Origin of the sequence: Streptomyces zingiberis, assembly GCF_012034935.1 — a bacterium.
Lineage (GTDB): Bacteria > Actinomycetota > Actinomycetes > Streptomycetales > Streptomycetaceae > Streptomyces > Streptomyces zingiberis.
The window spans coordinates 158,911-172,182 of record NZ_JAATEN010000006.1 but is presented as its reverse complement, the minus strand read 5'-3'; the positions used below and the strand labels follow the sequence as shown (position 1 = coordinate 172,182).

Sequence of the window (13,272 nt, the reverse complement as noted above, 5' to 3'; positions counted from 1 at the left end):
GAGAGGGCACGTCCCGTCCGTCGGACGGCGGGGGAGCGGCGGCCCGTGGAGCCGCCGTCCCGTCCGGCGTCAGGCGTCGAACACCTCGTTGACGAGCTGCTGCTGCTCCTGCTGGTGGCGCTTGGCCGAGCCCACCGCCGGCGAGGAGGAGTGCGGCCGGGAGATCCGCCGCAGCCGCTCGGCGGGCGGGAGACCCGCGCCGACCGAGAGGTCCAGGTGGTCGATGAGGTTGAGCGCGATGAACGGCCACGCGCCCTGGTTCGCCGGTTCCTCCTGGGCCCAGATGTACTTCTCCGTACCGGTGTAGCGGGCCATCTCCGCCTGGAGCTCCTTGGCGGGCAGCGGGTAGAGCCGCTCCAGCCGCACCAGGGCGGTGTCGGACGCGCCGCGCTTCTCCCGCTCGGCGAGCAGGTCGTAGTAGACCTTGCCGGAGCAGAAGACGACCTTGCGGACCGTCGCCGGGTCCACGGTGTCGTCACCGATCAGCGGGCGGAAGCCGCCGGTGGTGAACTCCTCCGTCTTCGACGTGGCCGCCTTGAGCCGGAGCATCGACTTCGGGGTGAAGACGATCAGCGGCTTGTGGTGCGGGTTGTGCACCTGCCAGCGCAGCAGGTGGAAGTAGTTCGACGGCAGGGTGGGCATGGCGACCGTCATGCTGTTCTGCGCGCAGAGCTGGAGGAAGCGCTCGATCCGGGCCGAGGAGTGGTCCGGGCCCTGGCCCTCGTAACCGTGCGGCAGCAGCAGGGTGACCCCGGAGGTCTGGCTCCACTTCTGCTCGGCGGAGGTGATGAACTCGTCGACGACGGTCTGCGCGCCGTTGACGAAGTCACCGAACTGGGCCTCCCACATCACGAGGGCGTCCGGGCGGGCCAGCGAGTAGCCGTACTCGAAGCCCATCGCCGCGTACTCGCTGAGCAGCGAGTCGTAGACGTTGTACCGGGCCTGGTCCTCGGAGAGGTAGAGCAGCGGGGTGTAGTCCGCGCCGGTCTCCCGGTCGACGAGCACCGCGTGGCGCTGGCCGAAGGTGCCGCGGCGGGAGTCCTGGCCCGCGAGGCGGACCGGGGTGCCCTCCATCAGCAGCGAGCCGATGGCCAGCGTCTCGCCCATGCCCCAGTCGATCGTGCCGTCCTCGACCTGCGCGGCGCGGCGCTGGAGCTGCGGCATCAGCCGCGGGTGGACGGTGATCCGGTCGGGGATCGTGACCTGGGACTCGGCGATGCGCTTCACGACCTCCGCGGAGATCGCGGTGTCCACCTTGACCGGGAACTCGGCCTGCGGCTCCGGGACCTCCGGGGCCATCGGCGAGGACGTGGCGTCGCGTACCGCGGTGAAGACCTTCTCCAGCTGGCCCTGGTAGTCCTGGAGGGCCTGCTCGGCCTCCTCGACGGTGATGTCGCCGCGGCCGATGAGCGACTCGGTGTAGAGCTTGCGCACCGAGCGCTTCTTGTCGATCAGGTCGTACATCAGCGGCTGGGTGAAGCCCGGGTTGTCGGACTCGTTGTGGCCCCGGCGGCGGTAGCACAGGAGGTCGATGACCACGTCCTTGTTGAACGCCTGGCGGAACTCGAACGCCAGCCGCGCGACGCGGACCACGGCCTCCGGGTCGTCACCGTTCACGTGGAAGATCGGCGCCTCGATCATGCGGGCCACGTCGGTGGCGTACATGGAGGAGCGGGCCGACTCCGGCGCGGCGGTGAAGCCGACCTGGTTGTTGATGACGACGTGGATCGTGCCGCCGCAGCGGTAGCCGCGGAGCTGCGACATGTTGAGCGTCTCGGCCACCACGCCCTGGCCCGCGAAGGCCGCGTCGCCGTGGAGCTGGACGGGCAGGACGGTGAAGTCCGTGCCGCCCTTGCCGATGATGTCCTGCTTGGCGCGGGCGATGCCCTCGACGATCGGGTCGACGGCCTCCAGGTGGGAGGGGTTGGCCGCGAGCGAGACCTTGATCTGCTCGCCGTCCAGGCCGGTGAAGGTCCCCTCGGCGCCCAGGTGGTACTTGACGTCGCCGGAGCCGTGCATCGACTTCGGGTCGAGGTTCCCCTCGAACTCGCGGAAGATCTGGGCGTAGGACTTGCCGACGATGTTCGCCAGGACGTTCAGCCGGCCGCGGTGGGCCATGCCGACCACGACCTCGTCCAGCCGCGACTCGGCGGCCGAGTCCAGCACCGCGTCCAGCAGCGGGATGACGGACTCGCCACCCTCCAGCGAGAAGCGCTTCTGCCCGACGTACTTGGTCTGGAGGAAGGTTTCGAACGCCTCGGCGGCGTTGAGCCGGCGCAGGATGCGGAGCTGCTCCTCACGCTCCGGGTGGGCCTGCGGCCGCTCCACCCGGTCCTGGATCCACTTGCGCTCCTTCGGGTCCTGGATGTGCATGAACTCGATGCCGGTGGTGCGGCAGTACGAGTCCCGCAGGACGCCGAGGATGTCCCGGAGCTTCATCATCGTCTTGCCGGCGAAGCCGCCGACGGCGAACTCGCGCTCCAGGTCCCACAGGGTGAGGCCGTGCTCGATGATGTCCAGGTCCGGGTGCTTGCGCTGCTGGTACTCCAGCGGGTCGGTGTCGGCCATGACGTGGCCCCGGACCCGGTAGGCGTGGATCAGGTCGAAGACCCGGGCGGCCTTGGTGACGTCGTCGTCGTGGGAGACGTCGATGTCGCGGAGCCAGCGGACCGGCTCGTAGGGGATGCGCAGCGCCTTGAAGACCTCGTCGTAGAAGTCGTTCTCGCCGAGCAGGAGCTGGTGCAGGATCCGCAGGAACTCGCCGGAGGCGGCGCCCTGGATCACGCGGTGGTCGTAGGTGGAGGTCAGCGTCATGACCTTGGAGATGCCGAGCCGGTTCAGGGTGTCCTGCGAGGTGCCCTGGAACTCGGCCGGGTACTCCATGGCGCCCACGCCGAGGATCAGCCCCTGACCGGGCATCAGCCGCGGCACGGAGTGGACGGTGCCGATGCCGCCGGGGTTGGTGAGGGAGGCCGTGACGCCGGTGAAGTCCTCCATCGTCAGCTTGTTGGAGCGGGCGCGGCGGACGATGTCCTCGTACGCCTGCCAGAACTCGAAGAAGGTGAGCGTCTCGGCCTTCTTGATCCCCGCGACGACGAGCTGCCGGTCACCGTTCGGCTTCACCAGGTCGATCGCCAGGCCGAGGTTGACGTGGTCCGGCTTGACCAGCGTCGGCTTGCCGTCCTTCTCGGTGTACGACCAGTTCATCGACGGCATCGCCTTCAGCGCCTGCACCATGGCGTAGCCGATGAGGTGCGTGAAGGACACCTTGCCGCCGCGGGCGCGCTTGAGGTGGTTGTTGATGACGATGCGGTTGTCGAAGAGCAGCTTCACCGGGACCGCGCGGACCGAGGTGGCCGTCGGCAGCTCCAGCGAGGCGTTCATGTTCTTCGCCACGGCGGCGGACGGGCCACGCAGGGTGACGTACTCGGGCCCCTCCGTACTCTCGGACGGAGCGGCGGGAGCCTTCTTCGCGGGGGCCTTCTTCTCGGCCTTCTCGGCCTTCTCGGCCTTCGCCGGCTTCGCAGCCTTCTCGGCGTTCTCCGCGGCGGGCTTCTGCTCCGGCGCGGGCTGCGTCTTCGCGCTCTGCTCCGGCGCGGGCCGCGCCTCCGCCTGCGCGGACTTCCGGGGGGCGGGCGCCTCGGCGGCCTCCGCCCGGGCGGGCTTCGGCTGTGCCGGGGCCCGGTCCGCGGCGGCCGGCTTCCCGTTCCCGGCGGCGGCCGCGCCGGCCTCACCACCGGGCTTGTAGTCGGCGAAGAAGTCCCACCAGGCTCGGTCGACCGAGTTCGGGTCCTGGAGGTACTGCTGGTAGATCTCGTCGACGAGCCACTCGTTGGGACCGAAGGCCGCGGCGGGGGTGGTTCCCCGCCCGTCCTGGTCGGTCGAGACGCTCGAAGTGTTGGGGGACTGTGGCGACACGGCGGCTACCGCCCTCTTCCGCTTCCTGAGGTGGTGGACAGCGGAAACAAAGGCTACGCCCCCTACCGGGTCCGGTGCAGGCCGGGCCGGTCAGTCGTCGCGTACATCACATTCGCCGACTGGTTTCGGGGCAGCTCTCGTAGGGAAATAACCCCGGTTCCGCCGCGTCGGGCGGTCCCCGGGCGTACCGGCGCCACAGGCGCCCGCCGCCGAGGCCCTTGGGCCGTCGCAGGCGGGACGGCGGCGCGTCCCCTCCGAACAATCACTTCCGCTTTCGCACCCTACGTCAACCCTGCACTGCACGGCTTCCCGGGAGAGTGACCTTTATGCGGCAGCCCCGGGGTGACTCGGCCACACCGATCGACCCTCCGTGCAGGTCGACGGCCCAGCGGGCGATGGCCAGACCGAGGCCCGTACCGCCGTCGCTGCCCGGTCCGTGGGGGGTGGAGACGCGTCCGCGGTTGAACCGCTCGAAGATCCGGGCCCGCTCCGGCTCCGGGATGCCCGGGCCCTCGTCCAGCACCTCCAGCACCATGCTCTCCGGCTCGTCCCCGCGCCGTGCGCGGAGCGTCACCCGGCCCTGCGGAGGGCTGTGCTTGACGGCGTTGTCCACCAGATTGGCCACCACCTGGTGCAGCCGCTCCGCGTCCGCGTAGGCGGTCAGCTCCGGGGGGGAGACGTCCAGGTGGAGATGGACGTCGGTGCGGCCCGGGACCCCGCCGCCGGGGCCGCGGCTCCGGGCGGCGTTGGTCATGCCGGCCTCCTTGAGGATCCCGGAGAGGTACGGCCAGACCTCGAAACGGCGGGAGCGGAGCGGGACGACCCCGTTGTCCAGGCGGGAGAGGTCGAGCAGCGTCTCCACCAGCCGGCCCAGCCGCTCCGTCTGGTGCAGCGCCGTCCGCATCGTCTCCGGATCGGCCCGGGAGAGCCCGTCGACCACGTTCTCCAGGACCGCGCGGAGGCCCGCGATCGGGGTCCGCAGCTCGTGCGAGACGTTGGCGACCAGCTCCTTGCGGTGCCGGTCCACCGCCTCCAGGTCGGCCGCCATGTGGTTGAAGGTGCGGGCCAGTTCGCCCAGCTCGTCGCGGCGGTCCTCGCGGACCCGGCGGCTGTAGTCGCCGTTGGCCATGGCGCGGGCCACCGTCTTCATCTCGTCCAGCGGCGAGGTCAGCCCGTGCGCCACGAACTGCGTGATCAGCAGCGTCGCGATGATCGAGAAGATGGTGACGATCCGCAGCTCGGTGGCGGTGCTGATCGCCATGATCACCAGCAGTGTGGTGATCGTCACCGAGGTGATGACCAGGGCTCCCAGCGCCGCCGTGACCGAGCGGAACGGGTCGAACGGCCGCAGGACCTCCCAGAGCCGCGCCCACAGGCCGTGCCGGGCGGGTTCGGGCGGGCGGCCTCTCACGTGGCGGGCGCGGCCGGGGTCTCCAGGGCGTACCCCACCCCGTGGACCGTGCGGATGCGCTCCGCCCCGATCTTGCGCCGGAGCGCCTTGATGTGGCTGTCGACCGTCCGGGTCCCCGAGGCGTCCGCCCAGTCCCACACCTCGGCGAGGAGCTGCTCGCGCGAGAGGACCGCGCGGGGCGTGCTCGCCAGGCAGACCAGCAGGTCGAACTCGGTGGGGGTGAGATGGACGTCCTCCCCCTGCACCCGCACCCGCCGCTGCGCGTTGTCTATCTCCAGCTCGCCCAGGCGCAGGATGCCGCTGCGGGGGGTGTGCGCGGCGAGCGCGGCCCGCTCCACCCGGCGCAGCAGGACGTGGACGCGGGCGGCCAGTTCCCGCATGGAGAAGGGCTTGGTCATGTAGTCGTCGGCGCCCACGCCGAGGCCGACCAGCATGTCCGTCTCGTCGTCCCGGGCCGTCAGCATGAGCACCGGGACCGGCCGCTGGGCCTGGACGCGGCGGCAGACCTCCAGGCCGTCGAAGCCCGGCAGCATCACGTCCAGGACGAGCAGGTCCGGCTGCCACGCCTGGGCGGTCTCGACGGCTGACGGGCCGTCATGCGCGGTCTGCACCTGGAAGCCCTCGGCGCGCAGCCGCACGGAGATCGCGTCCACTATGGTCGTGTCGTCCTCGACGACCAGGACGCGGCGCTGGTTGCCCGTGGCGGTCCCCGCGCCCCCGGCGGCGCCGTTCTGTGTCTGATCCATTCCGTATGCCTCTGCCGTTTCCCCGTGCCTGTGTCCCCGTGTCCGCCCGCGGCGCGTGCTTCACCAGCAGCGTAGAGGCAGGGAGCGGGCCGCGGCTACGCAGGACCGACGGCGAGGTGGACGGCGTCCGGTACGCCCCGGGCAACGGGTACCTCTTCCGTCCTTACCTCTAGGAACCCGGCATTCCGCAAGGTGAGTTCGAAAGCGGCCGAGGGCTGCGCGGACCAGACGGCGAGCACGCCGCCCGGGGTCAGCCGGTCACGGCAGAGTGCCAGGCCGGCGGGGGAGTAGAGGCCGGCGTTGTCCTCGGTGACGGTCCAGCCGGGGCCGTTGTCGATGTCCAGGCAGAGGGCGTCGAACCGCCGCTCCGTGGCGCAGAGATGATCCACGAGGTCGGCGTGGACCACCTCGGTGCGCGGATCGGCCCGCGCGGCGCGGGAGAGTTCCGCCAGTGGTCCGGACCGGTGCCAGTCGATCACCGCCGCCTCGCGCTCCACCACCGTGATCCGGCCCCAGCGCGGTTCGGCGGCGGCGTGCGCCAGGGAGAAGCCGACGCCGAGCCCGCCGATCAGCACGGCCGGACGGGCGCGGCCGGCCGGGAGCGCCGCCAGCGCCGCGTCGACCAGCAGCCGTTCGGAGCGGCCGTCGGAGGTGTCCATCAGGAAGCAGCCGTTGGCGATGATCTCGTAGACGGCGCCGCCGGGCGGCTCCGTCCCGGCGGGCCCGGCGGCCCCGTGGGTCCCGCTGTCCTCAGGCGTCCCGCTGCCCCCGCCGGCGGTGGGGCGCGGCCCGCGGCGGCGCAGCACCACCTCGCCGTACGGGCCGTCGCGCCGGTCCAGGGTGACCGGCCCGCCGGCTCCACCGGCGTCTCCTGGCGGGGCCGGCGGGAGGGGGAGCGGCTGCTGGGTCGGTGGCATGGCGCCCAGGGTAGTGACCGTGCGGGGGCGGTCCGGTGCCGGACCGGTGAAGGGCCGGTGGCGGCGGGAGCGCCGGACCCGTGCCACCAGGGGCGGGGGAGCGGGCGGGGTCGCCGTCCGCGCCCGCGCACCCGGCTCGCGCGCGCGGAGAGGTTCCCGCGCGTGCAAACCGGGACAGGAGATAGCCATGACCACCAAAATCGCCGCGGCCCCCCGGGTCCGCGCCCACGCCACCGTCCCGCAGGAGCCCCCGGAGAACTGGGAGTACTCCCTGCAACTTCCGCACGATCCGCGGGGCCCGCGCATAGCCCGTTCGACCGTCCGTACGGTGCTCGCGGAGCACGGCCTGGGAGACCTCGCCGACCGCGCCGAACTCCTCACCTCCGAACTGGCGACCAACGCCTTCCGCTACTCCGACGGCCAGGTGGCCGTGCGGCTGAGATGGCGCGACGGCACGCTGCGCGTCAGTGTCTGGGACACCTCCCCGAGATGCCCGGCGCCCGTCACCGCCGGCCCGCACAGCGAGAACGGCCGCGGACTGCTGCTGCTCTCCCTCTGCGCGGACGACTGGGGCATCCTCGACCTGGCCAAGCGCCACCCGGGCGTGGCCGGCAAGGTCGTCTGGTTCACCCTGGCCCGGCCCGCGCAGCCCCCGGCGGTGCTCTGACCGGCCCCTGTTCCGGCCGGTCCCTCCCGCGGATCCGCCCGTCCGCGCGCCTGACCGTCATCCGCCATCCGCCCGCCCGCGTGGCCGACCGTTCACGCGGCGCCCGCCGGTCCGCGCGCCCGACCGTCCACGCGTTCACGCGCCCGGGCGCCCGCGGACCCGGCCGTCCCGGTCCAGGAGCCCGGTCGCCGGGCCGTCCGTCCACCGCCGGGCTCGTGGGGGGACGCGAGCGTCCGGCGCCCCGGCGCGGTGAAGGCCCCTCCGCTCCGGGGTGATCCGCCCGGCGCCGCGTCGGTCCCGTGTGCGTCCCCAGGTCGTCTCCCGGGCGCGGGTGCCGTGTGTGCCCCCTGGCCGGCTCCCGGGTGCGCGCCCTCCCGCACGCCTCTCACCACCCGACGCGCCCCCCGGTCCGCGCCGACACGCCCTCCCGCGGAACCGCCGGTGGTCTCCCCGGGCACCCTCCCGGCGCCCGTCTCGCGCCGGTCCGCGTCAGGGCCGCTCCCCCCTCGGCCCCGGCGCCCGGGGGTGGCGGCGGGCGCCCTCCCGGGGCCTTCGGCCGCCTCCCGGGCAGGCCCACCCCCGTTCGCTCACGGCGAACGGCCCCCGGGGAACACCCGGGGCCGGCAGCGCATTGAGTCGATACAGCTCAACTTGGTTGCCGAAGGGGAGATCATGCCTGTGACGTCTGTGTCGCTCACCCTGCCCGTGCTGCCGCTCGACGACGAGGTGGTCCTGCCGGGCATGGTGGTGCCGTTGGACCTGTCCGACGCCGAGGTGCGGGCCGCGGTGGAGGCCGCCCAGGCCGCGACGGGCGGCGGTGGGGAGAGCGGCGGCAAGCCGCGGGTGCTGCTCGTGCCACGGATCGACGGCACCTATGCGGGCCTCGGCACGCTCGGCACCGTCGAGCAGGTGGGCCGGCTCTCCGGGGGCGACCGCGGCGCGCTCATCCGCGGGGTGAGCCGGGTGCGGATCGGGGCGGGGACCACCGGGCCCGGGGCGGCGCTCTGGGTGGAGGGCGTCCTCGCCGATGAACCGGTGCCCGACCCGCTGCCCGGCGCCGTCACCGAACTCGTCAAGGAGTACAAGGCGCTGGCCACGAGCTGGCTGCGCAAGCGGGGCGCCTGGCAGGTCGTCGACCGGGTCCAGCAGCTCGACGACGTCGGGCAGCTCGCCGACAACTCGGGGTACTCGCCGTTCCTCACCACCGCCCAGCGGGTCGAACTCCTGGAGACCACCGACCCGGTGGCCCGGCTCCGGCTCGCCGTGCGGTGGCTGGGGGAGCACCTCGCCGAGCAGGATGTCGCCGAGACCATCGCCAAGGACGTCCAGGAGGGCGTCGACAAGCAGCAGCGCGAGTTCCTCCTCCGCCGTCAGCTGGAGGCCGTCCGGAAGGAACTGCGCGAACTCAACGGCGAGTCCGAGGACGAGTCCGGCGACCACCGCGCCCGGATCGAGGCGGCTCAGCTGCCCGGGAAGGTCCGCGAGGCGGCGCTCAAGGAGGTCGAGAAGCTGGAGCGGGCCTCCGACCAGAGCCCGGAGAGCGGCTGGATCCGGACCTGGCTGGACACCGTGCTGGACCTGCCGTGGAACGAGCACACCGAGGACTCCTACGACATCCCCGGCGCCCGGGCCGTCCTCGACGCCGACCACGCGGGGCTGGCCGACGTCAAGGAGCGGATCACCGAGTACCTGGCCGTGCGCAAGCGCCGGGCCGAGCGTGGGCTCGGGGTGGTCGGCGGGCGGCGCGGCGGCGCCGTGCTCGCCCTGGTGGGGCCGCCCGGGGTCGGCAAGACGAGCCTGGGCGAGAGCGTCGCCCGGGCGATGGGGCGGAAGTTCGTCCGGGTCGCCCTCGGCGGGGTCCGGGACGAGGCGGAGATCCGCGGCCACCGGCGCACCTACGTCGGCGCGCTGCCGGGACGGATCGTCCGGGCCGTCAAGGAGGCCGGGTCGATGAACCCGGTGGTCCTCCTCGACGAGATCGACAAGGTGGGCTCCGACTTCCGCGGCGACCCGGCCGCGGCCCTGCTCGAGGTCCTCGACCCCGCGCAGAACCACACCTTCCGCGACCACTACCTGGAGGTCGAACTCGACCTCTCCGACGTGGTGTTCCTGGCCACCGCCAACGTGCTGGAGGCCATCCCCGAGGCGCTGCTGGACCGGATGGAGCTGGTCCGGCTGGACGGCTACACCGAGGACGAGAAGGTCACCATCGCCCGGGACCACCTGCTGGCCCGGCAGCTGGAGCGGGCCGGGCTCGAGGCCGGCGAGGTCGTGCTGGAGGAGTCCGCGCTGCGCCGGCTGGCGGGGGAGTACACCCGCGAGGCGGGGGTGCGGAACCTGGAGCGGGCGGTCTCCCGGGTGCTGCGCAAGGCCGCCGCCCGCCACGAACTCGGCGAGCTGGCGCTGCCGGTCACCATCGGCGCCGGCGACCTGCCCGGCTACCTCGGCCGGCCGCACCACGTCCCGGAGTCCGCGCAGGACCCCGCGGAGCGGCGCACCGCCGTACCGGGCGTGGCGACGGGGCTGGCCGTCACGGGCGCGGGCGGTGACGTGCTCCACGTCGAGGCCTCCCTCGCCGACCCGGAGACCGGCGCCACCGGCCTGCGGATCACGGGCCAGCTCGGCGACGTCATGAAGGAGTCCGCCCACATCGCGCTCTCCTACCTGCGCAGCCGGGGCGGCGAGCTGGAACTGCCGGTGAGCGATCTGGCCGAACGCCAGGTGCATCTGCACGTACCGGCCGGGGCGGTGCCGAAGGACGGGCCGAGCGCGGGCATCACCATGACCACGGCGCTGGCCTCGCTGCTCTCCGGCCGCCGGGTCCGCCCGGAGGTCGCGATGACGGGCGAGGTGTCGCTGACCGGGCGGGTGCTGCCGATCGGCGGCGTCAAGCAGAAGCTGCTCGCCGCCCACCGGGCCGGCATCACCACCGTCGTGATCCCCAAGCGGAACGAGCCCGATCTGGACGACGTGCCCGCGGAGGTGCTGGAGACGCTGGAGGTGCACCCGGTCTCGGACGTCCGGCAGGTGCTGCGGCTGGCGCTGGAGCCGGCCACCACGGCCCGGCCCGCCGGGAGCGAACCGGAGGTGCCCGCCGTCGCCTGACCCGGTCCCGGGGCAACCCGGCGAGGCTCTGGCGCGACGGCGCGGCGGCACGATGGCACGATGGCACGCTGACACCGGTGCATGGGGGATCGCGGCGGCGCCGGGAGCCGGGGAGACGGGACGAGCGGAGACGCGGGACGGTGGTGGCCGGGCGGGACCGGCCGCCACCGTCCCGTTCGCGTGCCCGGGCGCCGGACCCGGCGCGGAGGCGCACCGGCGCGCGCCCCGGGCCGGGCCCGCGTGCCCCCGGCGGGCCCCGACTGCGAAATACTGGGGGCGACGCGACGGGAGCCACCCCGCACGCGCCTCGGGCAGCACCCGGAACGCAGCACCAGGAATTCCGTCCGGAGAGCCGGATGCGGACACGGCGGGAGGGCCTTGGACCATGACCACGCGCCGGAACGGAGCCGGAATGAGCGCCGAGACCGGGGCGGCGGCGCGCGACGGAGCGCCGCCGGACCCCGCCGTCAGTGGCCTGGACCACGCCTTCCTGGCGCTGGAGCGCGAGTTGTCGGTCTTCTTCCGCCGGGCCCGGGCCTCCTCCGGTGAGCTGGCCCGCGAGGTCCATCCGGAGCTGGAGCCCGCGGCGTACGGGCTGCTGCTGCGGCTGGCGGAGACGGGCGAGCAGCGGGCCACGGCGCTCGCCGCGTACTTCGGGGTGGGCAAGGCCACGATGAGCCGGCAGCTCCGGACCCTGGAGGAGCTGGGCATCGTCAGCCGCCGCCCCGATCCGGCCGACGGCCGGGCCTCGCTGGTGGCGCTGACCGGCGAGGGCGCGAGCCGCTTCGCCGCCGTGCGCAGCGCCCGCCGGCACCGCTACGCCCGCCGCCTGCGCGACTGGGACCGGGCGGACATCGCCGAACTCGCGCGGCTGCTGCACCGGCTGAACGAGGTGAACGGCGCGGAGAGCTGAGCCCCCGCCGGGGCCGGTGCCCGCCTCTCCTCCCGGCCCGCGCGGTCCGGCTTCCAGGGGCGCTCGCTCCGGCCGCCGGTGCGGGCGGTTCGCGGGGTTCGCGGCGCCCCTGGATCCGCCGCGCCGCGAGCCGGCTGTCCGCCCGGACCGTCCGCCGGTGCGCGGTGCGCGGTGCGTGCCTGCCGCCGGACCGGGGCGGCCCCGCGCCGCCCTCCGTCCTCCGCCGGCCTGGACCGGTCACTCGCCGGAGAGGGGGCCGCTTCCGCTCCGCCGCCTGCACTGATGCCCCGTCACCAGCCCACCGGAAACCGGGAATTCTTCCGCGGTGGGGCTCACGGCAAACCTCCCGATTCACCGCTCACCGGCGGCCCCCGGTCCACTGCCGGCCCGGCGCGGTTCATCCGGGGGGCCGCTCCGTGCCACCGCCCGGGGCGGCGGCGGGCGCGCCGGCCGCCGCGCCGAAGTCGGCGTGGACCACCGTCGCGTCGTCGTGCCGCTTGCCGCGGGGGAAGGCCCGGCCGTCCGGGTCCGCGGCCTCGGCCGCCCTGACGCGGCTGAGGAGCCCGGCCGCCCCCTCGGTGCGCAGGAGGGCCGGGAGCCCGTCCCAGCCGCCCTCCCGGAAGACCTCCACCCACCGGGTCGCCCCGTCCGTCAGCGCGGTCAGCGACCGGACCTGCGCGCGGGTGAAACCGCCGGTCAGAGCGCGTTCCGCGACCTGCGGGCCGGCGGCCGCGGTGAAGAATCCGCCCTCCGTGTTGCGCAGCGCCTCCACGGCGCCGGCGTACTCCGCGACCCGGGCCGCGCGCTCCGCCGACCCTTCCGGCAGTGTGGCGACGGCGGCGCGCAGGGCGGGGACCGGCGGGGGCAGCCGCGTGAGCCGGTCGTCGGCCACGGCCGTGACGCGGCCGTCCCGCTCCTCCACCACCAGCACCGAGTCGGAGAGCACCAGATGCTCCACGGCGGTCTCGTCCCAGCGGGCGGCCACCACCGTCGCCTGCGGGGTCCTCGGGTGAGAAAGGTCACAGGTCCCGCAGTGGGCCTCGGCGGTGCGTTCGATTGCGCTGGTCAACGCCTCGCGCAGCGTCATATCCCGCCGCGAAACGGACAGTTCGAGCAGCGCGCCGCCCAGCCGGGCGGTGAACCACGGGACTCCGTGGACGCAGCCGCCGCCGTCCGGAGGGGGCGTCACCCCGTCCAGGACGACCAGCGCGCCGCCCGCGCCGGACGCTGGTAGAGCCACCGAGGCGTAGTCCTCGTTGGGGATTCGGGGGTCGCCCGGCTCGCCGGCGAGATCGATGTGCATGGCGTCAGTCTGCCGGGCCGGGGTGTGCCGTCCCGTCACCTCCATGACCTGCGGTGACGGTAGGTGGATGAGGGGTGGCGCGCGGCGACGCGGGGCCGGGGTGTCCGGATTCCTCCGCAATCACCCCGTCGGTGGGTGGTGCGGGCGCGCATCTTGCCAGGACGGGCGGGGGTTTTCCAACCCGTGCGTCTCATCCGGACGGCAACGTGGGGCATCGGGGTTGTTCGTCAACTCATGAGTGATGTTCACTCGTTCGGTGGTCAGGCGGGCGAAGGGTGCCGCCCTGCCCACC

8 protein-coding genes are annotated in these 13,272 nt (G+C 73.7%); 3 read left to right on the top strand and 5 right to left on the bottom strand.

Annotated features, from left to right (window positions below):
- Positions 1-69: 69 nt before the first annotated feature.
- The 4 genes from HCK00_RS10160 to HCK00_RS10145 form a co-directional block, all read right to left on the bottom strand.
- Positions 70-3,918 carry a multifunctional oxoglutarate decarboxylase/oxoglutarate dehydrogenase thiamine pyrophosphate-binding subunit/dihydrolipoyllysine-residue succinyltransferase subunit gene (locus HCK00_RS10160; protein WP_168101493.1) on the bottom strand — a complete coding sequence of 1,283 codons (3,849 nt, stop codon included), beginning with the start codon at positions 3,916-3,918 and terminating at the stop codon, positions 70-72.
- Positions 3,919-4,204: 286 nt separating this feature from the next.
- The gene (locus HCK00_RS10155; protein ID WP_168101492.1) at positions 4,205-5,329 is read right to left on the bottom strand and encodes a HAMP domain-containing sensor histidine kinase; all 1,125 of its coding nucleotides are present in this window, start codon (positions 5,327-5,329) and stop codon (positions 4,205-4,207) included.
- Positions 5,326-6,075 (bottom strand): response regulator transcription factor, encoded by a 750-nt coding sequence (locus HCK00_RS10150; protein WP_168101491.1) that lies wholly within the window; start codon positions 6,073-6,075, stop codon positions 5,326-5,328. The genes HCK00_RS10155 and HCK00_RS10150 overlap by 4 nt, the downstream gene beginning before the upstream one ends.
- Before the next feature lie 95 nt (positions 6,076-6,170).
- Positions 6,171-6,992: a spermidine synthase family protein gene (locus tag HCK00_RS10145; protein ID WP_240965436.1), complete on the bottom strand. Its 822-nt coding sequence runs from the start codon at positions 6,990-6,992 to the stop codon at positions 6,171-6,173.
- Between the two features lie 187 nt (positions 6,993-7,179).
- Between HCK00_RS10145 and HCK00_RS10140 the strand changes: the two genes are divergently transcribed.
- From HCK00_RS10140 to HCK00_RS10130, 3 genes are all read left to right on the top strand, one after another.
- Entirely contained in the window at positions 7,180-7,659 is a 480-nt protein-coding gene (locus HCK00_RS10140) for an ATP-binding protein (protein WP_168101490.1), read from the top strand.
- A 672-nt stretch (positions 7,660-8,331) separates the two neighbouring features.
- Positions 8,332-10,764, top strand: coding sequence for an endopeptidase La (lon, locus tag HCK00_RS10135; RefSeq protein WP_168101489.1), 2,433 nt, complete (start codon positions 8,332-8,334; stop codon positions 10,762-10,764).
- A 412-nt stretch (positions 10,765-11,176) separates the two neighbouring features.
- Positions 11,177-11,677 carry a MarR family winged helix-turn-helix transcriptional regulator gene (locus tag HCK00_RS10130; RefSeq protein WP_168101488.1) on the top strand — a complete coding sequence of 167 codons (501 nt, stop codon included), beginning with the start codon at positions 11,177-11,179 and terminating at the stop codon, positions 11,675-11,677.
- A 397-nt stretch (positions 11,678-12,074) separates the two neighbouring features.
- Here HCK00_RS10130 and HCK00_RS10125 read toward each other — a convergent pair whose 3' ends face one another.
- Positions 12,075-12,980, bottom strand: a complete 906-nt coding sequence (locus tag HCK00_RS10125) for a protein phosphatase 2C domain-containing protein (RefSeq protein WP_168101487.1) — start codon at positions 12,978-12,980, stop codon at positions 12,075-12,077.
- Between the last annotated feature and the right edge of the window lie 292 nt (positions 12,981-13,272).